Origin of the sequence: Desulfobotulus sp. (assembly GCF_034006065.1) — a bacterium.
Taxonomy (GTDB): Bacteria; Desulfobacterota; Desulfobacteria; order Desulfobacterales; family ASO4-4; genus Desulfobotulus.
Genome location: NZ_JAVETM010000020.1, coordinates 21,762 through 48,732, shown reverse-complemented (window position 1 = coordinate 48,732; position 26,971 = coordinate 21,762). Strand labels below are relative to the sequence as shown.

Sequence of the window (26,971 nt, the reverse complement as noted above, 5' to 3'; positions counted from 1 at the left end):
CCTTTATGTTGAGGGGGAGGAGGCATTTCAGGCCCTGGGCTCGTCTTTTTGGGGAAAGCCGTGATGCTCCAAAAAGGTAAGTGATCTTTACCTCGCCTTGACAGCCCCTGAGAATGGGTGCATGCTAAGGCCCATATCCTTTCGGGAGGCCTGTAAAGTGCCCTTGGGGCACACGCCTTGTAGCATTTCAGCTCCTTCCTTGCGAATCTTTTTTTGTGCCCTTTTTCCCGGCAGAGGACTTTGTCGGGCAGGCCTTGAAACGCTGTTTTCATGGCGGATGCCTCAGGGCTCCGGAGGGCATGGCCTCTTCCATGCCCTGCGAAAACCAGAGCCGATGAATCAAGCCCCATGAATCAGGCCCCATGAATCAGGCCCTCATCACGAGAAATCATAATGAATCAGACCATGGATCCGGCAGCTGTTCTGGGATGGAGGAAGGCATGAAGCGGTGGAAAATTTTCGTTGCAGGGCTTCTTGGGTGGGGATTTCTCATGGGTCCGGCTTCTGCCGCCCTGCCCCTGGTGCGCATCGCCATTGTGGAGGATGGCCCAAGCCTGCGCTACAATGGCCTTGAAGAGCTCAAACGGGAAATCCGTGATCTCTCGGGAGACGAGTTTGACATCCGTTTTCCCGAAACCCTGCATTTTTCGGGAAACTGGGAGGTTCCGGCCATCCGCAGGCAGGTGGAGAAGGCCCTTGCATCAAGGGATGCGGATCTTGTGATCGCCACAGGGGTCATTGCCTCCCACCTGCTCTGCGGCATGGGGGATCTGCCCAAACCCGCCATCGCAGCGGTGATCATTGCCGCAGATCTTCAGAATCTTCCGGAAAGCCATGGAACTTCCGGTGTGAAAAATCTGAACTACATCAAATCCTTTCAGAATTTTGATCGGGATCTCCGGGCCTTCCGGAGCATGGTGCCCTTTGGCCGCCTTGCCATCATCGGCGATGCGAGCATAAAAGAGGGCCTGCCGGATCTGAACCGCAGAACCCGCATCTTCGGCGAGGCCTCAGGTCTTGACATCACCTTTCTTTCCGCAAGGGAGGATGCCGATCTGGTGCTGAAGGCCTTAAGCCCGGATACGGAGGCTGTTTTCATCACGCCTCTCCAGCGTTTTTCCCCCGAGGCCTTTGCCCGGCTGACAGAAGGCCTCATTGCCCGGAAAATTCCCTCCTTTTCCCTCTGGGGACGGGAGGAGGTGGCCCAGGGGGTGCTGGCGGGGCTGGCCCCTTCGGAGCGCATTCCCCGCCTTTCCCGGCGTGTGGCCCTTCATGTGCAGCAGATTCTCATGGGAAGGGATGCGGGCGGGCTGTCGGTCAGTTTCCATCCGGATACGGATTTCACGGTGAACATGGAAACGGCCCGCCGCATCGGCGTATATCCGGACTGGGACGTGCTTCTGGATGCGGACATTCTCCATGAAGACCCCCATCCCGAAGGCAGGGCCCTTGCCATCAACGAGGCCGTTCGGGAGGCCATTGCCGCGAACCTGGAGATGAAGCTTGCCGAAGGGGAAAGGGCCCTTGCCGAAGTCCAGGCCCGAAGCCGGAGAGCCCTCTTAAAGCCCCAGGCTCTGGTGGAGCTTTCCGGTAAAGTGCTGGATCGGGACAATGCCGCCTCAAGCCTTGGCCGTCAGGCGGAAGAAGAGGTCTGGCTGGAGCTTCTTCTGCGTCAGAGCCTTTTTTCCGAAAAAGACCGCAGTCTGCGGGATGTGGCGGATCTGGAGGTGAAAAGCCGCAGACTCATGGAGCGGCAGGTGGGGCTTGATATTGCGGAATCCGCAACCTTGGCCTTCATTGATGTGCTCCGGGCGAGCCGTCAGGCCCGTATCCGCAAAGACGATCTGGATCTCACCCGGGCCAATCTGGAGCGGGCGGAAACCCGCAGGGAGGTGGGCTATGCCGGGCCTTCGGAGGTGTATCGCTGGCAGAGCCGTCTGGCTTCTTCACGAAAGGCTCTGCTGGATGCCAGAGCCCAGGTAAGGCAGGCGGAAATCCGTTTTAATACCCTTCTCAACCGTCCCCTGGATCAGCCCCTGCACCTGGAGGACACCCGCCTTTCCGATCCCCTTTTCTTTGTCAGCGATCCCCGCATCCGCTGGTTTTCGGAAAATCCCAGAAGAATCCGTCATTTCCATGATTTTGTGGTGATGGAGGCAAGGGATCAGGCCCCTGAGCTGGCCCGCATTGCCCTGGCCATGGAAAGTGTGGAGAGAAGCCTCCTTGCGGCACGGCGCTCCTGGTATCTGCCCGATGTGCTGGCCGAGGGCGGTATGCGCCAGCGTCTTGTGTCCGAAGGGGAGGGCAGCGGGGCTGTGGAAATGGCCCTGATGCCGGGGGTTCCGCCCATCCGCCTTCCGGGAAGCGAGGATTTCGGCTGGCAGGTGGCTCTGAAGGTGCGCTACCCCCTGTACACGGGCGGTGCGCGGTCTGCGGCCCAGGATGAGGCCCTGGAGAGGCTGGAGGCCCTGCGCACCCAGAGACTGCGGGTGGCCGAAGGGCTGGAGGCCCGGATGCGGGCGGCTTTGCACAGAACCACGGCCTCCTGGCCGGGCATACGCCTTTCCGGGGATGCGGCGGAGGCGGCGAGAAAAAATCTGGAGCTTGTGACGGATGCCTATGAAAGGGGGGTGATTTCCGCCATGGAACTTCTCGATGCCCAGCACGCCTCCCTGGTGGCAGAACAGGGGTCCGCAGCCAGTGTCTATGATTTTTTAAAGGATCTCATGGGAATCCAGAGACTTCTTGGCAATGTGGATTTTTCCGCCACCCTGGAGGGGCGGGATGCCATGTTCCGGCGTCTCAGACAGTATTTTGAGGAAGCGGGCATTGCCGTACCCGCACTGGAAAAGGGGGAAGCGGAATGAAAAAATGGGGTGGGGGATTGGGGTTTTCTGGAATGCTGCTGGCAATGCTGGCCCTGGCGCTTCTGGGGGGATGCCGGGAAAAACCCCAGGAGGTGGTGACAGAGGAACTCCGGCCCGTGCGTTTCATGGAGCTTGCACCCGATACCGGTGTGCGGGTGCGTACCTTCACGGGACTTACCCGTTCGGGCATGGCTTCCCGCATGAGTTTCCGGGTTCCGGGAACCCTGCAGAAACTCCATGTCCGGGTGGGCGATACGGTGGAAAACGGCAGGCTCATTGCCGAGCTTGAAACGGGAGATTACCAGCTCCGCCTGCAGGAGGCGGAGGCGGCCCTGAGCCGGGCCCAGGCCGAGGCCCGGAACGCGGAGGCGGTGTATGGAAGGGTTCAGGCCCTCTATGAACGCAGAAACGCCTCCCGCAATGAGCTGGATACGGCGCGGGCAGCCTTTGAATCCTCCCAGGCGGCGGTGCGCTCCATTGAAAACCGCCTGGAGCTGGCCCGGCGTCAGCTGGAATACACCCGGCTTGTGGCTCCGGATCGCTGTGCTGTGGCGGCCATTCCTGTGGAGGAAAACGAGAATGTGGCCGCAGGTCAGGCAGTGGTGCTGGTGAACTGCGGCGCCAGGGTGGATGTGCGCATTGGCGTTCCCGCCACCCACATTTCCGGCGTACGGGAAGGCATGGCCGTTCGGGTGCGGGTGGATGCCCTGGGCAACGGGGATTTTGAGGGTATGGTGAGCGAGGTGGGGGTGGCCTCCGTGGGCCTTGAAACCACCTTTCCCGTGACCGTGAGGCTGAAAGCACCGGATGAGCGCATTCTGCCCGGCATGGCTGCGGAGGTGGCCATTCCCATGGAAAGGGAGACAGCAGGCGTTCTCCGGGTTCCCTTCCGCAGCGTGGGCGAGGATGGCGAGGGGCGTTTTGTCTTCTGCCTGGAAGAGCTTGACGGGAAAAAGACTGTGGTACGGAGAAGATCGGTGGAAGTGGGGGCGGTCACGGCAGAGGGCCTTGAGATTCTCTCGGGCCTTGAGGCCGGAGACCGGGTGGTGACCGCAGGCATTGCCCATATCTCAGACGGCCTTGCCGTTCGTCTCTGGCGGGAGGCGCAGCCATGAACCTCACGGCCCTTGCCATTGAAAAAAACCGCATCTCCCTTGTCTTTCTTCTCATCATCCTCACGGGCGGTTTTCTTGCCTACCGGGATCTTCCCAGGGATTATGATCCGGGTTTTGTCCTGCGGGTGGCCCGGGTGGTCACCTATTTTCCCGGCGCTTCTCCGGAGCGGGTGGAACAGCTGGTCACAGACAAGCTTGAAAAGGTGATCCAGGAAATTCCGGAGCTCGATTATCTGAAAAGCCAGTCCAAAACCGGGGTATCCATCATTGATGTCTGGGTAAAGGAGCGGCACCGCACCATGCGGCCCATCTGGGACAACCTGAGGCGCAAGGTGGACCGGGCGGCGGCGGATCTGCCGGAAGGCGTGGCCAGGCCCATGGTCAATGATGAGTTTGCCGATGTCTTCGGCACCCTCATCGCCATCACGGGCGAGGATTTCACCTACAGGGAGCTGAAGACCGTGGCGGACGAGGTGCGGGACGCCCTCCTCATGCTGGACGAGGTGGCCAAGGTGGATCTCTACGGTGTGCAGGATGAGCGGATCTTTGTGGAGTACAGCAATGCAAGGCTTTCGGAAATGGGCCTTTCTCCTCATCAGCTCATGGCCCTTCTGCGCTCCAGGAACATCATCATTCCCGGCGGGGCCATCAATGTGGGGGAGGAACGCATTGTGCTGGAGCCTTCGGGCAACTTTGATTCCCTGGAAGACCTTCGCCAGACCGTGATTCAGGTTCCGGGCCGCACGGAGATGCTCTTTCTCGGTGACATGGTGGACATCCGCAGGGGCTATGTGGACCCGGCTTCCAGTAAGATGCGGGCCAATGGAAAGCCCGCCATCGGCCTTGCCGTCTCCATGCGGGAGGGAGGCAACCTCATCCGTCTCGGGGAGGCGGTGACAGGGCTTCTTGCTGGGGTGCGTTCCCATTATCCCTATGGCATTGATTTTGAGCTTGTGAACTTTTCTCCCGGAGAGGTGCGGGACAAGGTGGGACTTTTTCAGAAGAATCTGGCCCAGTCCGTGCTGCTGGTGCTGGCCATCACCCTCATTGCCTTAGGCCTGCGCACAGGTTTTGTGGTGGCCACCCTCATTCCCATGACCATGTTTTTAACCCTCATGGCCATGGCTTTTTTGGGTATCGGCATTGACCAGATGAGCCTTGCTTCCCTCGTCATCGCCCTGGGCATGCTGGTGGATAACGCCATTGTCATGACCGAATCCATCATGGTGCGTATGGAGGAAGGGGAAGGACCCGTGGCGGCGGCCATCAGCTCCGCCCGCGAGCTGACCGTTCCCCTGCTCACCTCTTCTCTGGGTACGGCGGCTGCTTTTCTGCCCATTTTTCTGGCAAAATCCACCACGGGCGAATACACGGCCCCCCTTTTCAAGGTGGTGAGCATCACCCTCATGGCTTCCTGGATTCTGTCCCTCACCCTCATTCCCCTGCTTGCCACACGGGTTCTGAAGGTGAAAAAGGGCCGTCTGGGCCAGAAAACCTACAACAGCGGTTTTTACCGCCTTTACCGCAAAACCCTGGGCCTTTCCCTGCGCTTCCGGGGAACAAGCCTTGTCCTTGTCTTTCTTGTTTTTGTGGGGGTGATGGCCACCTTCCGTTATCTTCCCGTGATGTTTTTTCCGCCCTCAGACCGCCTTTTTTTCACCGCAGAGCTGGAGTTGCCCGCAGGCAGCACCCTTGAAAGCACGGAAGCCATGGTGAGGGATCTGGAGGGGTACATGAACCGCGAGTTCAGGATCGGGCCGGGAAGGGAAGGGGGCATTCGCAGTTGGGTGACCCACATCGGTCAGGGCGGGCCCCGCTATCTACTCACCCACATGCCCCAGCAGGGCATGCCCCACTACGCCTTCATGGTGATCAACATCACGGATCTGGATCTCATGCCGTCCATCAAGGCAGGGATGGAGCGGTATGTGAAGGAAAGGTATCTCGATGCCAAGGTGGAGCTGCGGAAAATCCAGAACGGCCCGCCGGTACAGGATCCTGTACAGATTCGCATTTCCGGCAGGGATTCGGACCGGCTCTTCGCCATTGTGGCAACGGTGAAGGAAAGGCTTGCCGAAGAGGCGGGGGTGCGGAACATTTCCGATGACTGGGGACGGAGGATCAAGAAGTTTGTGGTGCATGTGAACCAGCCGAGGGCCCGCATGGCAGGTGTCTCCAGCCAGGACATCGCCGTCAGCCTTCAGACCGGGCTTTCCGGCTTCACCCTGACGGAATTCCGGGAAGGGGACAAGGTGATTCCCGTGAGCCTGCGCAGTGTGGCCGCAGACCGTCAGGACATCGGCAAACTGGAGACCATTCAGGTCTATGCCCAGGCCACGGGCCGCTCCGTGCCCTTAAGTCAGGTGGCGGATATTGAAATCGTCTGGCAGCCCTCGGAAGTGCTGCGCAGGGACAGGCTGCGCACCGTGACCGTAAGCTCAGGGCTTCTGCCCGGATACACGGCCGAAGAGGTGATTCGCAGTCTGCAACCCTGGCTGGACAGGGAAGCTTTTGCATGGGGTATGGGTTACCGCTACGCCTTTGGCGGGGAGCGGGAAAAATCGACCCAGGCCAATGCGGCCATCATGGTGCAGGTGCCTGTGGCGGGCTTCATCATCCTCATGCTTCTCATGCTTCAGTTCAATTCTTTCCGGAAAACCTTCATCATCATGACCACCATCCCGCTGGGCCTCATCGGGGTTGTGGCGGGTCTGCACCTTACGGGGCTTTATTTCGGCTTCATGACCCTGCTTGGCATCATCTCCCTTTCGGGTATTGTGGTGAACAACGCCATTGTGCTCATCGACCGCATCCGCATTGAGATGGACGAATGCGGCCGGACACCCCAGGAAGCCATTGTGGAGGCCGCCTGCCGCCGCATGCGGCCCATTTTCCTCAGTACGGCCACAACGGCCCTGGGCATGGTGCCCCTGCTCTGGGGAGGCGGGCCCATCTGGGCTCCCATGGCGGTGGGCATCATCTTTGGCCTCATCTTTGCCACAGCCCTGACCCTGGGGGTGGTGCCCCTGCTCTATGCGTTGTTTTTCCGTGTGCGCTATACGGTTTAAGGGATCTGAAGGGGGGACGTTTCAGAACGGTGAAGACATAAAGGAGGAGAGGGGGCGGGCCTGAAACCCGCCCCCTTTTATTTCTATATCAGGCCACTTTCTTGTTGGAGCGTTTCCAGATTTTCTGGGCTTCGGCTTTTTGGATCAGCTCTTCCCGGAAATCGGGGTGGGCAATGTTCACCATCATTTCCGCCCGTTCCCAGGTGGAGCGGGCCCGCACTTCCGCCACACCGTATTCCGTCACAATGGTGTCCACCTGCTGACGGGGAATGGTGGTGATGGAGCAGGGATCAAAATGGGGCACAATGCGGGAGACGAGCTTGCCTTCCTTGTTGGTCACCGTGGAAGCAAGGCAGATGAGGCTTTTGCCTCCCTTGGACCACTGGGCGCCAATGACAAAATCCCACATGCCGCCGTTGCCGGAAATCTGATGAATACCGGAGCTTTCCGCATTCACCTGGGTGTAGAGATCCACCTCCACGGCATTGTTGATGGAGATGAAGTTGTCGATCTCGGCGATGAGTCTTGGGTTGTTGGTGTAATGGGCCGGATAGGAGGCCACCGCCGGGTTGTTGTGGATAAAGTCGTAAAGGCGCTTGGGCCCCAGGGCAAAGGTGTAGGGCACCCGGCACTTGTCAAAGGGCTTGTGGATGCCCGTCATGCGGCCGGACTCGATCATGTCCACATAGGCTTCGGAGAGCATTTCCGTGTGACCGCCCAGGTTTTTGAGGTCAGATGCGGCGATCATTTTGCCCACGGCATCGGGCATGCCGCCGATACCCAGCTGGATGCAGGAACCGTCCCGGATGAAGCCCATGACATTTTCGGCGATTCTGCGGTCCACATCGGAAGGTGACGCAGCAGGGGCCTCAAAAACGGGGGTGTCGGCGGGCAGCTCCACGATATAATCCACTTCACTGATGTGAATGGATTCTTCCGAACCCCCCAGGGCCAGGGGCAGGTTGGGGTTTACCTCCACGATCACCTTATGACAGTGCTGGGCATTGGCGAGGCTGACGGAGTTGGTGAGGGAGAGGTTGAAGTAGCCGTGGGCATCCATGGGCCGCACCTGGGCAATATAGACATGGTGCTGATGGGCGATCCCCTTGCGGAACCAGTTGCCCGCATCGTGGTAGAGAATGGGGAAATAGTAGCAGAGGTTGAAGTCCCGCTGGATGATGCGGCTGACCTTGCTGAAATGCAGGTCGTGGTAAATGAAGCTCTGGGGGTGCTTCACCACTTCCGGAACGGGCAGTACGGTGATGGCCCCGTAGATTTCCACATCCCGCAGTTCTCCATGACGGGCGGCGAGGGCGGCATCACAGGCAATGGGCTTGGTGGTCATGAAGCTGTAGTCCACCCGGTCTCCCGATTTGACGCACTTGACGGCTTCTTCTGCGGATACGCGTTTTTGCTGGTACTCTTTTTCGTAATTCACCAGGGTCTTATCCTTTCCGTATGTAAAAAATTTCCGGATCACTCCGGTGGGGTTTTTTGAAAAAGCAGGCCTTGTAAGCCCGGAAATTGCGGCGCATGCGCCCCTTTTTCAGTCCTTGTTTTCCTCTAGGCCCTTTTGAGGAAAGAGCCGAAATACTCCTTATATTCTATGAGTCATTTTCATCGAAATCCGAATGACTTTCTTTTTGCCTTCTCCCGATCCCGACCGTAAACAGGGTTATCCATAGTAAACAGCCGAAAACAAAGAACATACTGATTTTGATTTGCATCTCATATAAAGTGAAACCCACCACTGTCAAGGCTGAACCGCGTTCCCGAAGGTGTGCAATGAATCGTTCTTCTGGATGATTTAAGAACTTCTGAGGAGATTGTTCTTGAATTTACTTTGTTTTTTGTGTGTTTTCTTAAAAAATTCCCCTCTGCCCAGAAAACTGTCTTCAATAAATTTCAGATGCTTTTTCCCGGATCATAGAGCAGGCATGGGTGAAAGAGGCCGCGGATACAAGAAAAAAACTTCGATTCCCACCCTCCCATGGGGAAAGGGGAGATCGACGGAGAGGGATCTCTGGAAATGTTGACTTTTGCAGGCTGGGTCACTATAAGGTAATTTCGATTTTTTAAAGTGAATGGTGTTTATGACGGATAAGCCGCAGCCAGGAGAGGTCGATGGGTTGCGTGCAAGGCAATGTATTGCATTGTATACAAACTTCACAACCAAGAGGAAGACAGCGGGGGGAAAGCATGAAAAAACCTGTTATATTTCAAGATCCTGAACAGATGGTCGATTTTATCATCGAACATGCGGGCAAGGAGCTGGTCTTTGGTACACAATTAGGTCTGGGTAAACCCAACAACATCCTGAATGCGGTTTACAGGCGCGCCCAGAGGGATCCCAGCCTGAAACTGCGCATCATCACAGCCCTTTCCCTGGAGCCCCCCGTGCCTGGAAGCGAGCTGGAACGCCGCATGCTGGGCCCCATTGTGGATCGCATCTGGGAAGGTTATATCCCCCTGGATTATGCCAGAGATGTACGGCTCAAAAAACTGCCCCCCAATGTGGAAGTCTCTGAATTCTTCTACAAAGCCGGGGCCTTTATGAACAATCCCCATATGCAGCAGAACTACATCAGCTGCAACTACACCCATGCGGCCAGGGACGTGAACGCCAATGGCATGAACGTGGCCGGAGCCCTGCTGGGTAAAAAGGAAATCAATGGCCAGCTCATGTACTCCGTGGGCTGTAACGCGGATACGGCCATTGACGCTGTGGATATCATGAGGAAAAAAGAAAAAAATGGCTGCAAGACCCTTGCCGTGGGCGAGGTGAACAACAATCTGCCCTTCATGTTCGGAGACGCAGTCACTCCCCCTGAAATCTTTGACGCCATCCTGGAGAGCCCCCAGAGCGACTACAGCCTTTTTGGCGCTCCCAAGGAGTCCATCAACACCACAGACTACATGATCGGCCTCCATGCCAGCGCCCTGATTCCCGATGACGGCACCCTGCAGATCGGCATCGGCTCCCTGGGAGACGCCATCACCTATGGTCTCACCGTGCGCCACACCCACAACGACCAGTACAAAAAACTGCTTGAAGATGCAGGCATTCTGGAAAAATACAAGGGCATGATTAATACCTGGGGGGGGACAGAGCCCTTCAGAAAGGGTCTCTACGGCTCCACGGAAATGCTGGTGGACACCTTTGTGGATCTGTACAAGACCGGCGTCATGAACCGCAGGGTGTATGACGATATCCGCATCCAGCGTGTGGTGAGTGCAGGCCTCTGCCCGGATGATCGTAAGGTGACGCCCGAAGCCTTCCGCCAGCTGGTGGTGGACGGAGCCGTACATCGGGTTCTGACCGCCGAGGATGTAGCCTTCCTCAAACGCTTTGGTGTTCTGAAGGCTACGGTGACGCTGCAGGATGGAAAGCTTGTGGATAGCGGCAATACCGCAGGTGCGGATATGGGGGATGTGGAAAATCTCAAGGTGGTTGCGGGTACCATGCTGGGCGACACCCTGAAGGAGGGGTACTGGGCCCACGCGGGCTTCTACCTCGGACCCCGCAAGCTCTATGAAACCCTCAATGCCATGGATGACGCAGAGCGGGCCCTGATCAACATGACCAGCGTGCTCAACGTGAATCAGCTTTATGCCAACAACAAGTACGGCTCCCAGGAGCTGCGGGTCCTTCAGCGTAAGAATGCCCGCTTCATCAACGCCGGTCTCATGGTCACCCTCGGCGGGGCCATTGTTTCCGACGGCCTTGAAAACGGCCGTGTGGTATCCGGTATCGGCGGGCAGTACAACTTTGTCTCCATGGCCCATGCCCTGGAAGACGCCCGCGGTGCCATCATGATCCGGGCCACCCGTGGTGAAGGCCCCAAAACCGTTTCCAACGTGGTCTTCAACTACGGACACTGCTCCGTTCCCCGCCACCTCCGGGATATGGTGATCACGGAATACGGCATCGCAGACCTCCGTGGCAAGTCCGACAAGAACATCATCAAGGAACTTCTCAATGTAACGGACTCCCGTTTCCAGGAAGGTCTGCTGGAGCAGGCGAAAAAGGCAGGCAAGATCGAGACGGACTACAGGATTCCCGACGCATTCCGCAACAACTTCCCGGAAAAACTGGAAAAGGTCCTTGCATCGTACAAGAAGGAAGGTCTTTTCGGCCCCTTCCCCTTTGGTACGGATTTCACAGACGAAGAAATCGCCCTTGGAAAGGCCCTGCGCACCTTCAAGGCCAAGGCCGAGCTCAGCAAAGGCGCTGCGGCCAAAGGTGTTCTGGGCGCTTTCATGGCACCCATCCCCGATGCGGCCAAACGCTACCTGGAGCGGATGCAGCTTGAAAATCCCAAAGATTTCAAAGAAAAACTGTTACAGAAAGTGGTTCTCTGCGCACTGAAGGACACGGGTGCGATCTGATATTCTGCTTTTGACCTCCTGGCTTTTTTGTCTGAAAGACGGCATCACTGCCAGGAGGGATTAAAATGAAGAAGGCCGGTTTCCTTTCGGGGAGACCGGCCTTTCATTTTTCAGACTTTGTAACGGCTATTTTGCGGGGTTGAAGGTATTTTCAGAAAAATTCAGCGTGGCAAAGAGATCATCAAGGGTCTCGGCCCTGCGGATGCGGGAAGTCTTCCCGTCTTTTCCCAAAAGCAGCTCCTGGGGCCGAAGCTGGCCGTTGTAGTTGAAGCCCATGGCGTGACCATGGGCGCCGGTGTCGTGGATGATGAGAAGATCCCCATCCACAATGGGGGGGAGGGCACGCTCTACGGCAAACTTGTCGTTGTTCTCACACAAAGCCCCCACCACATCCACGGCCAGATCTTTCAATCCCGGCGTTTTTCCCAGTACGTCAATATGGTGGTAGGCCCCGTACATGCCGGGCCGCATGAGAGATGACATGCAGGCATCGACCCCAATGTAGGTGCGGTAGATGTCTTTGCGGTTGATGGCCCGTGTCACCAGTACACCATGGGGGCCGGTCATATAGCGTCCGGATTCCATGAAAAGGGCGGGCATGTAGCCCTCTTTCGCTTCAAAAGCCTTGAAAAGGTCCGTGATTTCAAGGGCCATGGCCTCCAGGTTCAGGGCTTCGTCCTCAGGCCTGTAAGGAATGCCAAGGCCGCCTCCGATATTGAGAAAGTCAAAACGAATGCCTAAGGCCTTTCCGGTTTCAGCTGCAAGATCCAGCAGCATGCGGGCCGTTTCCACCATATAGGTATAATTTCTTTCGTTGGAACACACCATGGTGTGCATGCCAAAACGGCTCGCCCCCCTGTCCATGGCCGCTTGATAGGCCGGGATCACCTGCTCGTGGGTGATGCCGTATTTCGCTTCCACGGGATTGCCGATGATGGCGTTGCCCGTGCGCCTGGGGCCGGGATTGTAGCGGAAACAAATAGTTTCCGGCATACGGGGCACCTTGGCCACAAGACTGATGTCGTCCAGATTCAGGAGGCACCCGTCCTCTGCCAGGGCCGTCTGAAAATCCTTTTTTGAGGTATTGTTGGAAGTAAAAAGGATGTCCTCCCGCACAGCCCCCGCCCGCCTTGCCAGGCTAAGCTCGGCAACGGAGCTGCAGTCAAAACCAAAGCCCATGGATTTCATCAGATCCAGAATGGAAGGGTTGGGCAGAGCCTTGACCGCAAAATATTCCTTGAATCCGGGAATGCCGGAAAAGGCTTTTTTCAGAGCTGCGCCGGTCTCCAGAATGCCCTTTTCGTCATAGATGTGAAAAGGGGTGCCAAAATGGTCTGCCAGGGCGGGCAGATGGGGAAAAAGGCGCTCTTTGAAATCCGGGGACATGGGCATGGGGAGGGTCTCCTTGTTGGGGGTTGCAATCTTTACATTGTTTCAGGGTTCAGGCCCTGTATGGATGGCGTCCAGGGGAATTCTTGTACTTTCCTTGTGGGTGGCAAGGGCAATCTGGGTATGAATCCGGACCACTCCGGGAAGGGTGGCAATTTCTTCCTGCACCATGCGGTGCATCTCCGGGATGGAGGCGCTGCGCAACTTCACGAGAAAGGCATCGCTGCCTGAAATGAAATGAACTTCCTGCACATCGGCAAGGGCCGTCAAGGCCTGGGCCACAGCCCCATGGGTTTCGGGTCGCTCCAGAAAAACCTGCAGGAAGGTCACAAGATCCCTGTGCAGTTTTTCCGGATTCAGTCGAACCTCATACCCGTCAATGATGCCCTGCTTTTCAAGCTTGCGAATGCGCTCCAGCACTGCGGAAGGCGCAAGCCCCACCTGTCGGGCCACCTCCACGTTGGGGATACGGGCTTTTTCCTGAAGTATCTTAAGAATCTGCAGACTGATGTCATCCATAGCAGTGGGGTCCTTTGCCATATTTTTTAAACTTAATATTCTTGTTTTTCTGGGCAGTCAAGAACATTATTCCATGAAACCTCGTGAATCCTAGAATTATATTCTGAAAAAATCGCCTCCCATTCTTTTTCGTTCTGAGACCCCCCATAAACACGCAAGCGATGGCGGGCCATGGCAACCAGTACATCCACGTGGACATCCACATAATCAAAAACCCGCGCCCTCCTTTTGTCCGGAGCAGGACGGAGCACACGGCCCAGGTACTGGAGCAGCCGACCTGAAAAGCGGATGGGCGTTGCCAGAAAAAGGGTGGAAAGATCCTTGCAGTCAAACCCCTCGCCCACAAGCTGCCCCGTGGCCACCAGTACCTGGACTCCCCCTCCTTCAAGGGCCTCCATCACAGCCCTGCGCTCTGCGGTTTTCAGGTCTCCGGTGAGAAGGGCAGAGGAAATCCTGTGACCGAAACGAAGAAGGCTGTGCAGCACCTCACAATGCTGCTTGCGTTCGGACAGAACCAACATCATGGATCCTGGCTCAAGGCGGCACTGGTGGGCCACATCCTCTGCTATGAGACGGTTGCGCTGGGGGTCAGTGACCAGCTCCCGCATCATCTTGGCATAGGCGGTGACCGGATCGTGGAAGGGCCTGAAATCCGTTTTGCGGAAAACCGCTTCTGCGGCGAGAATATCACCGTTGCGGATCAGTTTTTTCCTGTCCACCGCATGGTGAACATCCCCCAGATGCCAGAAAATCAGCTGAGAAAGGTTGTCCCTGCGGAAAAGGGTGGCGGAAAGCCCCAGGCAGTACCGCGCCGGAAAGGCGGAGACCGCCTCGGTAAAGGTTCTGGAGGGCGTTCTGTGGCATTCGTCCACAATAATGTGGCCGATGTGGGGAGAAACCGCCTCCTTGTGCCGGATAAGACTCTGCACCAGGGCAACGGTGATGGCTTTCCCCACATGACGCCTGCCATTACCGATAAAGCCGATTTCTTCTTCCGGTATACCAAGAAACTGACCAATGCGCTCCACCCACTGCAGGGCCAGTTCCCGGGTATGCACCACGATGAGCGTGGGTTGTTTTCTCCTCGCCACAAGGGCCAGCGCCATAACGGTTTTCCCGGCTCCTGTGGGGGCATTCAGGGTGCCGAACTCCTTGGCGGCCATGGCGTCCACGGCTTTTTTCTGAAAATCCCGGAGTGTGGCGGAAAAACGAAAATCCACCGCGTCCAGACAAAGCCTGTGGTCTTCAAGTTGCCAGTCAAGCCCCTGGCTGCGGATCAGGAGCATGAGGCTGCGGGTATACCCCCTGGGAAGGACGAGAACGCCCTTTTCCTCCTCCTTGTAAAACGTAAGATGCCGTGGGGTCTGCCCATTCCACCGTCCCATGCGCTGGTTTTCCAGCCATCTGGGATTTTCCAGGCACAGGGCGTTACGGACCAGGTCTTCCAGGGGAGGGGGCAGATGGCGCACCTCAAGGTTTCGGCCCAGAGAAAGCAGGGGGAGCATAAGGGATTCCCGGTTGAAAAGGATAGGGTCTGCATGATAGAGTAAAATTCCGCATTGGGGTGTACAGGCGTTTGGGTGTGTCTTCGGCTGCGGTCTTTTATCATTCCGGGCATCAGGGTAGGATTTCCGGCCCTGAAATTCAATAAGCTTTCGTATTTTTGCGGCCCTCTGCCTTTAAAACGCAGGTTTTCGGGACGATTCTGAACAACCCTCAGGATATTTTCCCTGATGGTTTGTGGAGGGCATGTGGAGCAGGGCCCCATGGAAAAAGAGGAAACACCGGGAACCATCCTTTTTGTGGATGATGAAAGCAGTATTCTTGAAATCGCCCAGGAATACTTTGAGCATAAGGGCTACCGTGTACTCACGGCCTCTAACGGCGTGGAAGCCCTTAAAATCATGGAACATGAAAGTGTCTCCTGCTGCTTTACGGACATCAATATGCCGGAGATGAACGGCCTTGAGCTGGCCGAACACATCCGCCGCAAAGACAATACCGTACCTGTCATTGTCATGACAGGGTATCCTTCTCTGGAAAACACCATCCGGACCCTGAAAAACGGGGTGGTGGATTTTCTGATCAAGCCTGTGAATCTCAACCAGATGAACCTCTGTGTGAAAAGGGTTCTCCGGGAACGCAGGCTTTTTGTGGAAAATCTCCTGCTCAAGGAAGAAGTGGCCCGTAAGGCCCAGCTGGAAAGCCTCAACCGGGATCTGGAAACACGGGTAACAGAACTGGGAGCCCTGAATCGTATCATGGGTGCGTTCACCAGTGTTCCGGAAAGCGGGGATGTGTTCCGGCGCCTGGTGGACATGGCCCAGGACCTTTGCGGTGCAGGTAAGGCCTGGTTTTACGTGATCAATGATCTCTTCCCCTTTCCAAGGGAAGTGGTGGCGTCCCAGGGCTGCCTCCCCGGCTCCGGAGGCCCGGAACCGGCGCTGGCTGACCTTCTGCGTGAGGTCGCAGAGGATGGCCTGCCCTTTCTTCTTGGAAAGAATTCGGGAACCACGCGTTTTTCCGGCATCACAGGATCGGCCATGGTGGTGCCCCTGAAAATCCGGGAAAAGGTTTTTGGCCTTTTGTATCTGGTGCGGGATCGTTTCCGGGACGATTTTTCCGACAAGGATCTTTATTATGCCAGCGCCATGGCCACCCATGCCGCCTATGCCATTGAAAACCTTGCCCTGTACGAGAATATCTACGAGAATCTTTTTGCCACACTCTATGCCTTTGTCTCCGCCATTGAAGCCAAGGACGCTTACACCCACCAGCATTCGGACCGGGTGGCCGCCCTATCCGTTGCCCTCGGCAGGCGCATGGGTCTCGACGCGGAATCCCTGGATGTGCTTTTGTTTGCCGGGCGGCTCCATGACATCGGCAAGATTGGCGTGCGGGATGAGGTGCTCTTAAAGCCAGGACGTCTTACGGATGCCGAATATGACGCCATCAAGGCGCATCCTGTGATCGGTGCGGGCATTGTGGGTAAACTCGGGCTCTGGAGCCGGGAGCAGGAAATTATCCTCTACCACCATGAGCGCTACGACGGCAGTGGCTATCCCAAGGGCCTTGCGGGAAAGGAAATCCCCCTGCTGGCCCGCATTCTCAGTGTGGCAGACGCCTACGACGCCATGGCTTCGGATCGGGCTTACCGCAAGCGCATGCCCGAACATGAAATTTTTCTTGTCATGAAACAGGCCCGCGCCAGACAGTTTGATCCTGAAATTCTGGATCTTTTTCTGCAGATGGCAGCCGAAGGAACATTGCCCGCCTGAGAGCGGGTAAGCGCGTGGCAATGCCGGAAAGGCCTTCCACCTTAAAGGTTTTTTGCAAGATGTCCGGCAAGCATGGTTTTTTCAATGAAGGAGACCCCCATGGGTGAGTCAAGGGAAAAAACGGGCGAAAGACGGCGGATGAAGCGTGTGACCTTTGAGACCGAGGTGCGGCTTCATGTGGGGCAAAGGGAAATCCGTGTGGTGGGGAATACCCGGGATCTGAGCCAGAAGGGGGTTTTTGTCGCCACAGACATTCCTTTGACCGTAGGCATGGAGTGCCGGGTGGAAGTGCTGCTTTCGGGTATGACAGAGCCTGTCTGTCTTTCCATGAAAGGCAAAATCGCACGTATCGTGCCCGAGGGCGTGGGGGTGGAATTCTTTGAAATGGACCTGGATACCTTTACCCATTTGCGGAATGTGGTACTGTACAACAGTCAGGACGCCGACGATGCTCCTTGAAGCCGCAGACCTTTCCCAGGCGCATTTCCAGAAGGGGCCTTGCCCTGTATGCGGAACCTGAAGCGGCAAGGTTTTTTTTGTCTGTGGAGCAGGCCTGATTGTAATATGGAGAATTTTTGGGTATTTATTTTGCGTCGTCATCTTACCCGGACGGAATAAAAAAACCTGATTTTCATTCTGGCGTCATATAGACAAAATGTATCAGAGAGGAATCCTGCATGGATGCAACACTGATCAACCCCTTTATCAATGCAACCATCAACGTACTTGAAACCATGGCTTTTGTGAAGTCCAAGCCCGGCAAACCCTTTTTGAAGAAAGAAGATGTGGCCAGAGGTGATGTGACAGGGATCATCGGTCTTACCGGTGCGGCCAATGGTACCATTGCTGTTACCTTTGACGAGGGTTCCATTCTCAAAGTGGTTTCCAATATGTTCGGCGAGCCCATGACAGAGCTGAACAGCGAGGTTGCCGACGCAGTGGGTGAAATCACCAACATGATTTCCGGTCAGGCACGGCGGGAACTGGAGGGGCTCGGCAAGGTCTTTGAGGCCGCCATTCCCTCTGTGGTCAGTGGAAAAAATCATACCATCACCCATTATACGGATGGACCCAAAATTGCCATTCCCTTTTCCACGGAAGGTGGACAGTTTACCATCGAAGTGTGTCTGGAAAGATAGAATCGACTGAATTGATTGAACAAAACAGGAGCTTTTTCATTTATGGATACCTCTATCAGAATTCTTTGCGTTGATGACTTTGCCACCATGCGCCGTATTCTCAAAAACATTCTCAAGCAGCTTGGCTTTACCAACATCACCGAAGCCGATGATGGAACCACCGCCCTTGAAGAGCTGAAAAAGGGGCGCTTTGATCTCATCATCTCCGACTGGAACATGCCGAAGATGTCCGGTCTTGAACTGCTCAAAACCGTACGCGCCATGGAGGAATATAAAAATATTCCCTTTCTCATGGTAACCGCTGAGGCTCAAAAACAGAATGTGGTGGAAGCAGTGCAGGCCGGGGTTTCCAATTATGTGGTCAAACCCTTTACTGCGGAATCCATTGCCGAGAAAATCGAAAAGATTCTCGCCAAGTAAAACCCGCCTTAAAAAAAATCAAACCTTTGTGCCATTTCCATCCCCAGAGACAGCCTTTCCGGATCCCGGAAAATCACAACTGGGTGCAACGGGATGGCAAAGAGGAATTTTCTGGATCAGCCGCGAAGCAGGCTGTGGGAAACCAAAGCCGGAACGGGTGCGTGTTCAATGAGTCTGGGCGTGATGCAAAGGGAATCGTTAGCCATAACGAGCGGTGAGGAGGAAGGACTTCCCGCCTTCATGGGGCTTGTGGGACAAAGCCCCCGGATGCAGAAGGTTTTTGAAACCATCCGAAAGGTGGCGGCTACGGACAGCTCCGTCCTGATCACCGGAGAATCGGGAACGGGAAAAGAGCTCATTGCGCGGGCCATCCATCATCTCAGCGCCCGCAGAAACGGTCCCCTGGTGGTCATCAACTGCGGCGCCATCCCCGGAGAGCTTCTGGAATCTGAACTTTTTGGCCATGAAAAGGGTGCCTTTACCGGTGCCCACCGCACGCGCATGGGGCGTTTTGAAATGGCGGATGGGGGTACCATCTTTCTCGATGAAATCGGAGACATGAGCCCTGGTCTTCAGGTCAAACTGCTCCGCGCCCTTCAGGAACAAACCTTTGAACGGGTAGGCGGCGGTCAGCCCATTCATGTGAATATCCGCGTTCTGTCCGCCACCCACAGGGATCTCCTTGCCGCCATCGGCACGGGAGATTTTCGTGAGGATCTTTACTATCGCCTGAATGTCATCCCCATCAAAGTGCCTCCCCTGCGGGAACGCAAAGGAGACATCCCCTTTCTTTGCCGCTACTTCCTTGAAGGCATGGCCGCACGCTTTGACGAACCGCCCAAAACCTTTTCTCCAGCCGCCCAGGACATGCTTTTAGGCTATGAATGGCCGGGCAACATCCGGGAACTGGAAAACATGATGGAACGCATGGCCGTCATGACCGATGGGCCTGTCATTGAAGAGATGGATCTGCCCGAATCTGTGCGGGGAATCCGCACGCCGGAACGCGTTCTGGCCTTAAATCCCCTGCACAATGGCATGGGCTTTACCGAAGCCGTGGATCTGTATCAGAAAACCCTCATCATCGAAGCTCTGAACCGTTGCGACTGGGTGAAGGCCAAGGCCGCCTCCCTTTTGAAAATGAACCGCACCACCCTTGTGGAAAAGATCAAGAAACTGAAAATTGTCCGCGAAGAACCCCTGGGCCAGGAAGATCCGGACCTCTTTTAGCCCACCCCTTGGGAAATGCCGTTTTTTTTAAAAAAATTTTTGTGCAGGATGCCGATGCTATGATCCGGTGCGGGACCAGCGGAATCTTTTTGGCATGAGCGTTGGGATATTGACACAGGCACCGGCGGAAACACCGCCGGTTTTTTGTTGGCACACAACGTCTTGCCGCAGAAATCCGAAAAAAAGGAAGACCATGGGTTCTTAAAAGGGTGTCTTCCGCACCTTCCGGACAGGAGAAGGAGCCGGGTAAACGATGATCCTGTGGCACCATCTTTGCTTTTGTGCTGACCATGAAAGGAATTCTTTTACCGGCATTGTGGTGTCAAGCGAGGCGGTCGCCCATGGAGCAAACCCCAAAGGCAAAATATCTGAAAGGCTTGGGCCGGATCTGGGGGCTGTGGATTCTCCTCAGCATGGCGGGGATGGCGACGGCTTCTCCTTTGCTGGAAGGAATTCATCTTTCCGAAAAACCATCCCTCATTGCCTTACGCTTTGATGCGGATGTGAACTGGCGGGTCTACCAGACAGGCCCCAGGGAAGTCCTTATCGCCCTCCAGAACGCTTCCGTGGCAAGAGACCTCACCCGCAGCGGCTCCGGCGCACCGGTCATTCAGCGCATTGTCTACAAACGCACCGGCGAGGGCAATGCCACCTTGATTGTGGAAACGGGCATGGATATCCGGTCTGTGGAATCCCACTGGCGGGCGGGTGTGCGGATTCTCGAAATCCGCCTGGAAACCACAGCCCCGGGCCCCCGCCTGCAGGCGCACAAAACCCCTCGCTTTGCCCTTGAAAACCGCAAACGCCTGGATACAGCCTCTGCTCCCCAGCAAGCCCGCCGCCCTGCGCCAGAGCCTCCCTCTCCTCAGCGCCCCTCCCCGCCATCCAATGGAAAAGCCATGGAGGTCACAACCCTTGCCAACGGCCCCAAGGGCCATGGCGGAATAGACACCCTTCTGGATGCCATCCTGAAATCCGATTGCGGTGGTGGCGTGCACATGCGCATCGGCGTGCGGAACATTCAGGAAGACAACTGCGACATGGGGCTGGACGTTCTGGCCCAGGGACTCATGGAAGGCTGCGAAGAGGTCTTTTCCTACCTGGAAGGCTGGTGCCGTTTTCAGAAGGCTTCCAGTCCTTCGGATCTTCTGGCCCTGGCCCGCACCCTGGAGATGCTGGTGGCGGGGAAACCCGACGCTCCCTGGGTTCCCTGGGGCTACGCCATGCTGGGCGTTGTCTACCACAAAATGGGCAATGATCCTGTGGGCATGGGCTATTTTGACCTTCTGCGTGAAAAAGCGCCGAACTTTGCCGGAATGCCGGAGATCCTCCTCCACCTTGGCCGCATGCATATGCGCAACCAGAGACTGGATGAGGCGGAACCCCTTTTCCGGGATCTTGTGACCCGCTTTGGCGAGACCCTTTTTGCCAGGGAGGCCCGCATGGAGCTGGGCCGGGTGATGTTTGAGAGAAAACGCTACTTTGAAACCCTGAAAATGCTGGAAGCTGTGATGCGGGACGCTCCAGACCGCGTATTCACGGATGCCGATCTTCTGCTCCTTGTGGGCAACAGCCATTTTCATACCGGAGGCTATGCCCAGGCCATTGAGGCACTGGTCCGGGTTTACAATGATTTTCCAGGCCTTGCGGAGCCATCCCTGGTCTTGACCCGCATTGCGGAATCCTACGCCGGGCTGGGGGAAAAGGAAAAGGCCAAGCGCCTGTATGAGCTGGTGCGGGAGTTGTATCCGGGCACCGATGGTTTTGTGATCAGCTCCATGCGCCTTGCGGAGATGCTGGAAAAACGGGAAGACAGGGAAAGCATCTTCCAGATGGTCATTGACCATTACCCGGACCACACCCTTGCGCGCCTTGCCCTGATGCGGCTTGCGGAATCCCGGCATCAGGCCGGAGATTACAATGAAACCGTAAGGCTCATCCGCCGCCTGCTCACCGAAGATCCCAGGGCTCTGCGCAGAGATGCCCTGATTCTCATGGGGCGCGCTCTGGAAGCCATGTTTCAAGGCTTCCTTGACCAGGGGGGGTTTCCTGAGGTTATCCGACGGTATGAGGTGGAAAAGGGGCCTGTCTTTGAAATGGAGAACCCCAGAATCCATGCCCTTGTGGGCCGGGCTTTCCTCGATGGCCATCTTTATCCCCAGGCCCTTCCCGAATATCAGCGTGCGGAAATGCTCTGGGGAGGGGCTCCTGTGCCGCCTGCGGTACGTTTTGAATATGGGGTGGTGGCCAAAGAAACGGGAAACCAGGAAAAAGCCCTGGAACAATTCGGCCTTTTTTTAAAGGAAGTTCCGAAGGACCCTGTCCGCAGTGCCGCCACCTGGGGGCACATGGGAGATATCCGCTACAATGAGGGAAAAAAGGAGGTGGCTCTGAAAGCCTATGAAACCGCCGCACAGCTCGCCTCCCAAGGGCAGGAGAAAGCCCGGTTCCTGCATGCGGCCTCAAGGATTCTGCGCGACAGCCAGGAACGGGGCAAAGAAGCAGTGATTCTGGAACGCAGTCTTGCTTTTTTGGATGGAGAAGGCCAAGATTCCCGAGAACTGCGTTTTGCCCTCCTGCGTTCCCTGGGTGAAGCCCAGGTCGCCCAGGGCCTCCTGGCTGCGGCTGCGGTTTCCTACGCCAAGGCGGAAGGCCTCATGGGCATACCGGCCTCAGACAGAAACGCCGTGCGTTTCCGCCATGCAGAAACCCTGGAAGCCTTGGGCAAGGGCGGGGAAGCCCAGGATCTGTACCGCCTTCTTGTGGAAGACGGAGATCCTCTCTGGGGGGCTCTGGCGCAGGAACGTCTCACGGCCATACGCATAGAGGGCCAGCTCCGGGAGTCCTGATCTCCGGAGCGCTTGGGAATTCTTTTTTTTAAGGGCTCAGGATTTTCTCACAAGCCCCTTTCAATAAGACAGGGTTTTTCCATGACAAGCACACCACAGAGCGTGATTTTTGCTTCCGATCCGGGAATCCGGGCCACCCTGACCCGCATGCTGGAAGAATGGAACTGTACCATACGGCCCGGACAGACAGAGGCCGAAGCCCTGCAACTCATCCGCTCCCTGCCGCCACGCCTGGTGGTGGGCGTCTGGAAAGAGGGGGAAGACCCCCTGCCTTTTTTAACCCAGACGGCAGGCAACCGCATTCCTGTGCTGGTAATTTCCGGGAGTGTGGATGTAAATCTTGCTGTGGCCTGTATCCGGGCCGGGGCCCTGGATTTTATGCTGCTTCCCCTGGAAGAAGCCCGTATCCGCAGACTTTTTGCCCAGATTTTCGGAGAAAGACCCGAAGCACCGGGGGCTTGCGCCATTGTCAGCCAGGACCCCGGCATGCAGCGTCTCATGGATCTGACCCTGAGGGTGGCGGCCAGCCGGGCCCCGGTTTTCATCCAGGGAGAATCCGGAACGGGCAAGGAACTTTTTGCACGCATGATCCATGAAAACAGCCCCCGCAAACAGGGACCTTTTGTGGCCATCAACTGTGCAGCACTTCCCGAAAACCTTCTGGAGAGTGAACTTTTCGGCCATGAAAAGGGCGCTTTTACCGGCGCAGCCTTCCGCAAAGAAGGCAAATTTGAAATGGCCCATGGCGGCACTCTGCTTCTCGATGAGGTCACGGAAATGCCCGTACACCTCCAGGCGAAACTTCTGCGTGTCTTGCAGGAAGGCGCTGTGGACAGGGTGGGCGGCAACCGTCCTGTACGGGTGGATGTGCGCATTGTGGCAACCACCAACCGGGACCTGCGCGTGGCCATGGAAGAAGGGGAGTTCCGCGAGGATCTTTACCATCGCCTGAACACCATTCCCCTGCGTATCCCCCCCCTGCGGGATCGACGGGGGGACATCCCTCTTCTGGCAAGGTTTTTTATCCAAAAATACAATGCCGAAGATGGCCGGGGTGTCAAAGGTCTGACACAAAGCGCCCTGGACCGTCTGACATCCGGCACCTTCACCGGCAATGTCCGGGAACTGGAAAACGTCATCCGCCGCGCTGTTCTGCTCTGCGATGGGGTGGAAATCCGTCCGGAAGACCTGCTTCTGGAAGATAACCCACGGCCTTCCGCAGCATCGGAGGCGGAACAGACCAGCGACTGGATTCTGCCGGAAACCTTTTTAGATGTTCCCCTCAAAGAGGTGGAGCGGCAGATGATTTTCCATACCCTGAAGCGTTTTGATGGTAACCGCACCCATGCGGCCCAGCTTCTGGGCATCAGCGTGCGCACCCTGCGCAACAAGCTCAACGAGTACAGAGATCAGTCCGACCTCTCCTTTGAAGCCTGACCCTCCTTTTTTCCCTCTCCGATCCACCCCGACCTCCCTTTTTCCGGCATGGGTCTTGCATATTTTTTGCCCAGATCCCCCTGGTGTCCGGGCTGTGCAAAGGCCGCTGGGAAGCACGCCCGACCCCAGTCCTGAAGAAAGCCAAAGAACCAGGGTGGACCATCCCGGAGAGGAGAGAACCATGAGCAACCACCGTTTATTTGATACCACCTATAATATGATGGGAAAGGGCCTGGATGTTTCCAGTTTCCGGCACAGCCTCATTTCCGCCAACGTGGCCAATGTGGACACCATCCACTACAAGCCCAGGGATCTGGATTTCAACCGCACCCTGCAAAAAGCCATGGAAGATCCGCCTCCCAGACGGGTGGCCATGACCCATCCCAGGCATCTTGACAGAGATCCGCCTCCGGATCCCATCCGCGCCTCCATTTATGACAATGCAGACGCCTACCATCTGGATTCTGTGGACATTGACGAGCAGATGGCCAATCTTGTGGAAAACAACATGCAGTACAGGACCACCGCAGACATGATGATACGGAAAATGACCATTCTGCGCCACGCCATAGCCGAAGGAGGTAGCTGATGGTAGATCTTCTGAAGTCCTTTAAAATCAGTGGAACGGCCCTGGCCGCCCACCGCATGAAAATGAACGTCATTGCCCAGAACCTGGCCAACGTGGATACCACCCGCACGGAAGAGGGGGGTCCCTACCGCAGAAAGATGGTGGTGTACGAGGCAAGAACACCCGAGGAAATTCCCCTTGGTCTGCAAAAGGCCGAAGCCAGAGAAAAATACGATGACTTAGGTTTTCATGAGATGTTCGAAAGGGAACGGGAACGGGACGGAGATCAGCGGGGTGTGAAGGTCACGGATGTGGTGCAGTCCCAGGAGGATTTTCGTCTGGTGTACAATCCCAGCCACCCGGATGCGGATCCTGTCACCGGATATGTGGCCATGCCCAATGTGGATCATCTCACGGAAATGGCGGATATGCTGGTGGCGCGGCGGGCCTATGAGGCCAGCATCACAGCCATGAACAACACCAAGGCCATGATGATGAAAGCGCTTGAAATCGGCAAATAAGCCTTTTTAAAAAAAGCCCGGCGGAGCATACCCGCCTCCGGTTTCAGCCTGAAACCCTGCAATAAAGGAGAAAAGCCATGGATTCCCTGCGTGCCCCCTTTTTTCCCCTGCCCACCCCCGGATCGGGTCAGGCAAAGGTCCAAACTGCCACCCCGGAATTTTCCGGCAGAAGTTTTGCTGATCGGCTGAACGGAGCGGTCCGGGAGGTCAATACCCTTCAGAAAACATCTGACCTTGCGGCGGAAAAGGTCATGCTCGGAGAACTGGACCTGCATGAGGGCATGATGGCCCTGCAGGAAGCCGACCTTTCCATGCGCCTTCTGGTGCAGGTGCGGTCCAAGGCTCTGGAAGCTTATAAGGAAATCATGCACATGCAGTTCTGATGCATGAGAAGTTTTTTTTAATCGATTCTTTTTTGCCCTTGTCCCGCTGTCCGGAAGATCTTCCCGGACCCGGACAGAAAACAACCCCCTGGAAAAGCCTTTCCAGGTCCTTTTCCCGCATTCGGAGCGTGCGCCATGAATCCGGTCATCGAACAAATACTTTCCATCTGGCGGAACATGCCCCTTCCCCGCAAGATTGTGCTGGGAGCTGTGGTCGTTCTGACCATCATCGGCTTTGCCTCCTTGTTTTTTATGGCCAACAAAACCGAATTCGGCGTCCTTTATACGAATCTTTCGGAAAAGGACGCTTCGGAGATTGTGGATAAGCTGAAGGAGATGCGGGTTCCCTATGAGCTGGAAGGCGGCGGCAGCGCCATCCGTGTGCCTGCAGGCCAGGTGCATGAAACCCGTCTTTCCCTGGCCGGGGAAGGACTTCCCAAGGGCGGCGGCGTGGGCTTTGAGGTCTTTGACAAGAGCGATTTCGGCACAACAGAGTTTGTGCAGAAGCTCAACCTCCAGAGGGCCCTTCAGGGAGAGCTTTCCCGCACCATCCGGCAGTTCAATGAAGTGCTGGACGCCCGGGTCATGGTGGTCATGCCCAAGGATTCGGTTTTTGTGGAAGAAACGCGGCCTCCCAGTGCTTCCGTGCTCCTGCGCATCAAGCAGGGTACGGATCTTCCCCAGAGCAAGGTGGATGCGGTGGTGCATCTGGTGGCTGCGGCCATCCAGGATCTCACGCCGGAACTGGTCACCGTGGTGGATACCCGTGGACGGGTGCTGTACCGGGGTCGCAGTGAATCGGAAAAGCTGGCGGAGCTGGAAGGAACGCGGGTCAGAAATCAGGTCCAGTACCGGAATGTACGGGAAAAAGAGCTTAGTGAGCGCATTGAGACCCTGCTGGAGCGGGTGGTGGGTAAAGACCGCGCCATTGTCCGGGTTACGGCGGAGATGGATTTTTCCCGCGAGGAAATGAGTGAGGAAATTTTTGATCCCGAAGAAAGGGAAACCCCCTTTGTCCGCAGCCGCCAGAACCTCAATGAGGAAACGGAAAGGCTGCGGGGTCCCCTGGGTGCCATTTCCAGTGTGAATCCCGTTGTACCGCCAGGAACCGAAGGCGGACCCCTGGAAACCCTGGAAAAGGGAAGAAAACAGGATGACGTGGTGAATTATGAGTTGAGCAAACGGGTAAGAAGCACGGAAAAGCCCTTTGCCGTACTCAGTCGTTTAAGCGTGGCAGCGGTGATTGATGGTCGTTATGAGTGGCAGCGGGATGAAAACGGGGTTATGACAAGGCGTTATGTGCAGCGCACGCCGGAGGAAATGGCCCAGTTCACGGAAGTGGTGAAAAATGCCATGGGTTTTTCCGAACTCCGGGGCGATCAGGTGGTGGTGGAAACCTTTGCTTTCAATCCTGACGAGGAACCCGTCATGGATGAGGATCCCCTGACCGGGCTTGCGCGCCTGCGCAAGGAATATGGTCGGCTTGTGGCCAATCTCATCCTCGTACTCATGCTCTTTTTCTTCGTCCTCCGTCCCATTCATAAAACGGTCAAGGAGATCCGCGAAGGCGTGGAAACACCGGCTCTGCCCGAACCTGCGGGAGGTCTTCTGGACATCACCGATGAAGAGGTGGTGGAAGAGGAGTTGCCTCTGGATGAAAAGGCCGTCAAACTGGCTCAGACGGACCTGGATCGCACAGCCAACATCCTGAAGGGCTGGCTCCGGGAAGAGTAGAAAAAGGGGGCCATTCCTAATGGCATGGGATGGGACAGGAACTTGGGAAAGCCGGTTTTTCGGGT

19 protein-coding genes are annotated in these 26,971 nt (G+C 56.4%); 15 read left to right on the top strand and 4 right to left on the bottom strand.

Features of this window, described 5'->3' with window-relative positions; all coding sequences use genetic code 11:
- Positions 1-440 precede the first annotated feature (440 nt).
- From RBR60_RS09145 to RBR60_RS09135, 3 genes are read left to right on the top strand one after another with little or no spacing between them, the layout of a single operon-like run.
- A complete protein-coding gene (locus RBR60_RS09145; RefSeq protein ID WP_320355969.1) occupies positions 441-2,867 on the top strand; it encodes a TolC family protein in 2,427 nt (808 codons plus the stop codon).
- A complete protein-coding gene (locus RBR60_RS09140; protein ID WP_320355967.1) occupies positions 2,864-3,982 on the top strand; it encodes an efflux RND transporter periplasmic adaptor subunit in 1,119 nt (372 codons plus the stop codon). The genes RBR60_RS09145 and RBR60_RS09140 overlap by 4 nt, the downstream gene beginning before the upstream one ends.
- Positions 3,979-7,050: an efflux RND transporter permease subunit gene (locus RBR60_RS09135; RefSeq protein WP_320355965.1), complete on the top strand. Its 3,072-nt coding sequence runs from the start codon at positions 3,979-3,981 to the stop codon at positions 7,048-7,050. Before RBR60_RS09140 ends, RBR60_RS09135 begins: the two co-directional genes overlap by 4 nt.
- A gap of 88 nt (positions 7,051-7,138) precedes the next feature.
- On the opposite strand, the gene RBR60_RS09130 is transcribed toward RBR60_RS09135, so the two are convergent.
- Positions 7,139-8,488 carry an acetyl-CoA hydrolase/transferase family protein gene (locus tag RBR60_RS09130; RefSeq protein ID WP_320355963.1) on the bottom strand — a complete coding sequence of 450 codons (1,350 nt, stop codon included), beginning with the start codon at positions 8,486-8,488 and terminating at the stop codon, positions 7,139-7,141.
- Between the two features lie 761 nt (positions 8,489-9,249).
- On the opposite strand from RBR60_RS09130, the gene RBR60_RS09125 reads away from it, so the two are divergent.
- The gene (locus RBR60_RS09125; RefSeq protein WP_320355961.1) at positions 9,250-11,439 is read left to right on the top strand and encodes an acetyl-CoA hydrolase/transferase C-terminal domain-containing protein; all 2,190 of its coding nucleotides are present in this window, start codon (positions 9,250-9,252) and stop codon (positions 11,437-11,439) included.
- Between the two features lie 126 nt (positions 11,440-11,565).
- On the opposite strand, the gene RBR60_RS09120 is transcribed toward RBR60_RS09125, so the two are convergent.
- The 3 genes from RBR60_RS09120 to RBR60_RS09110 are packed head-to-tail and all read right to left on the bottom strand — an operon-like array spanning position 11,566 to position 14,852.
- Positions 11,566-12,831, bottom strand: a complete 1,266-nt coding sequence (locus tag RBR60_RS09120) for a diaminopimelate decarboxylase (RefSeq protein ID WP_320355959.1) — start codon at positions 12,829-12,831, stop codon at positions 11,566-11,568.
- Between the two features lie 42 nt (positions 12,832-12,873).
- Positions 12,874-13,347, bottom strand: coding sequence for an Lrp/AsnC family transcriptional regulator (locus tag RBR60_RS09115; RefSeq protein ID WP_320355956.1), 474 nt, complete (start codon positions 13,345-13,347; stop codon positions 12,874-12,876).
- Between the two features lie 32 nt (positions 13,348-13,379).
- Complete coding sequence (locus RBR60_RS09110; protein ID WP_320355954.1) at positions 13,380-14,852, bottom strand: DEAD/DEAH box helicase; 1,473 nt, start codon at positions 14,850-14,852, stop codon at positions 13,380-13,382.
- A gap of 261 nt (positions 14,853-15,113) precedes the next feature.
- On the opposite strand from RBR60_RS09110, the gene RBR60_RS09105 reads away from it, so the two are divergent.
- The 11 genes from RBR60_RS09105 (at position 15,114) to fliF (ending at position 26,906) form a co-directional block, all read left to right on the top strand.
- Positions 15,114-16,625 (top strand): HD domain-containing phosphohydrolase, encoded by a 1,512-nt coding sequence (locus RBR60_RS09105; protein WP_320355952.1) that lies wholly within the window; start codon positions 15,114-15,116, stop codon positions 16,623-16,625.
- A 99-nt stretch (positions 16,626-16,724) separates the two neighbouring features.
- On the top strand, positions 16,725-17,084 hold the full coding sequence (locus RBR60_RS09100) for a PilZ domain-containing protein (protein WP_320355950.1): 360 nt from the start codon (positions 16,725-16,727) through the stop codon (positions 17,082-17,084).
- A 218-nt stretch (positions 17,085-17,302) separates the two neighbouring features.
- Entirely contained in the window at positions 17,303-17,764 is a 462-nt protein-coding gene (locus RBR60_RS09095; protein ID WP_320355948.1) for a chemotaxis protein CheX, read from the top strand.
- A gap of 42 nt (positions 17,765-17,806) precedes the next feature.
- A complete protein-coding gene (locus RBR60_RS09090) occupies positions 17,807-18,184 on the top strand; it encodes a chemotaxis response regulator CheY (RefSeq protein ID WP_320355946.1) in 378 nt (125 codons plus the stop codon).
- A 183-nt stretch (positions 18,185-18,367) separates the two neighbouring features.
- The gene (locus tag RBR60_RS09085) at positions 18,368-19,414 is read left to right on the top strand and encodes a sigma-54 dependent transcriptional regulator (protein WP_320355944.1); all 1,047 of its coding nucleotides are present in this window, start codon (positions 18,368-18,370) and stop codon (positions 19,412-19,414) included.
- Positions 19,415-19,755: 341 nt separating this feature from the next.
- A complete protein-coding gene (locus RBR60_RS09080) occupies positions 19,756-22,263 on the top strand; it encodes a tetratricopeptide repeat protein (RefSeq protein WP_320355942.1) in 2,508 nt (835 codons plus the stop codon).
- A gap of 81 nt (positions 22,264-22,344) precedes the next feature.
- Positions 22,345-23,700 (top strand): sigma-54 dependent transcriptional regulator, encoded by a 1,356-nt coding sequence (locus tag RBR60_RS09075; protein ID WP_320355940.1) that lies wholly within the window; start codon positions 22,345-22,347, stop codon positions 23,698-23,700.
- 181 nt (positions 23,701-23,881) lie between these two features.
- Positions 23,882-24,289: a flagellar basal body rod protein FlgB gene (gene flgB, locus RBR60_RS09070; protein ID WP_320355938.1), complete on the top strand. Its 408-nt coding sequence runs from the start codon at positions 23,882-23,884 to the stop codon at positions 24,287-24,289.
- On the top strand, positions 24,289-24,789 hold the full coding sequence (gene flgC / locus RBR60_RS09065; protein WP_320355936.1) for a flagellar basal body rod protein FlgC: 501 nt from the start codon (positions 24,289-24,291) through the stop codon (positions 24,787-24,789). Before flgB ends, flgC begins: the two co-directional genes overlap by 1 nt.
- A 77-nt stretch (positions 24,790-24,866) precedes the next feature.
- Entirely contained in the window at positions 24,867-25,172 is a 306-nt protein-coding gene (gene fliE, locus RBR60_RS09060; RefSeq protein WP_320355934.1) for a flagellar hook-basal body complex protein FliE, read from the top strand.
- 135 nt (positions 25,173-25,307) lie between these two features.
- Positions 25,308-26,906 carry a flagellar basal-body MS-ring/collar protein FliF gene (fliF, locus tag RBR60_RS09055; RefSeq protein WP_320355932.1) on the top strand — a complete coding sequence of 533 codons (1,599 nt, stop codon included), beginning with the start codon at positions 25,308-25,310 and terminating at the stop codon, positions 26,904-26,906.
- Positions 26,907-26,971 lie beyond the last annotated feature (65 nt).

Excerpts from the sequence above, each read along its gene's own strand:
- RBR60_RS09135 (WP_320355965.1), top strand. The coding sequence starts at position 3,979 with ATGAACCTCACGGCCCTTGCCATTGAAAAAAACCGCATCTCCCTTGTC.
- RBR60_RS09100 (WP_320355950.1), top strand. The coding sequence starts at position 16,725 with ATGGGTGAGTCAAGGGAAAAAACGGGCGAAAGACGGCGGATGAAGCGT.
- RBR60_RS09145 (WP_320355969.1), top strand. The coding sequence starts at position 441 with ATGAAGCGGTGGAAAATTTTCGTTGCAGGGCTTCTTGGGTGGGGATTT.
- flgC (WP_320355936.1), top strand. The coding sequence starts at position 24,289 with ATGGTAGATCTTCTGAAGTCCTTTAAAATCAGTGGAACGGCCCTGGCC.
- RBR60_RS09090 (WP_320355946.1), top strand. The coding sequence starts at position 17,807 with ATGGATACCTCTATCAGAATTCTTTGCGTTGATGACTTTGCCACCATG.
- fliF (WP_320355932.1), top strand. The coding sequence starts at position 25,308 with ATGAATCCGGTCATCGAACAAATACTTTCCATCTGGCGGAACATGCCC.
- RBR60_RS09125 (WP_320355961.1), top strand. The coding sequence starts at position 9,250 with ATGAAAAAACCTGTTATATTTCAAGATCCTGAACAGATGGTCGATTTT.
- RBR60_RS09115 (WP_320355956.1), bottom strand. The coding sequence starts at position 13,347 with ATGGATGACATCAGTCTGCAGATTCTTAAGATACTTCAGGAAAAAGCC.
- RBR60_RS09085 (WP_320355944.1), top strand. The coding sequence starts at position 18,368 with ATGCAAAGGGAATCGTTAGCCATAACGAGCGGTGAGGAGGAAGGACTT.
- fliE (WP_320355934.1), top strand. The coding sequence starts at position 24,867 with ATGGATTCCCTGCGTGCCCCCTTTTTTCCCCTGCCCACCCCCGGATCG.
- RBR60_RS09075 (WP_320355940.1), top strand. The coding sequence starts at position 22,345 with ATGACAAGCACACCACAGAGCGTGATTTTTGCTTCCGATCCGGGAATC.
- RBR60_RS09080 (WP_320355942.1), top strand. The coding sequence starts at position 19,756 with ATGGAGCAAACCCCAAAGGCAAAATATCTGAAAGGCTTGGGCCGGATC.
- RBR60_RS09120 (WP_320355959.1), bottom strand. The coding sequence starts at position 12,831 with ATGCCCATGTCCCCGGATTTCAAAGAGCGCCTTTTTCCCCATCTGCCC.
- RBR60_RS09110 (WP_320355954.1), bottom strand. The coding sequence starts at position 14,852 with ATGCTCCCCCTGCTTTCTCTGGGCCGAAACCTTGAGGTGCGCCATCTG.
- RBR60_RS09105 (WP_320355952.1), top strand. The coding sequence starts at position 15,114 with ATGGAAAAAGAGGAAACACCGGGAACCATCCTTTTTGTGGATGATGAA.
- flgB (WP_320355938.1), top strand. The coding sequence starts at position 23,882 with ATGAGCAACCACCGTTTATTTGATACCACCTATAATATGATGGGAAAG.
- RBR60_RS09140 (WP_320355967.1), top strand. The coding sequence starts at position 2,864 with ATGAAAAAATGGGGTGGGGGATTGGGGTTTTCTGGAATGCTGCTGGCA.
- RBR60_RS09095 (WP_320355948.1), top strand. The coding sequence starts at position 17,303 with ATGGATGCAACACTGATCAACCCCTTTATCAATGCAACCATCAACGTA.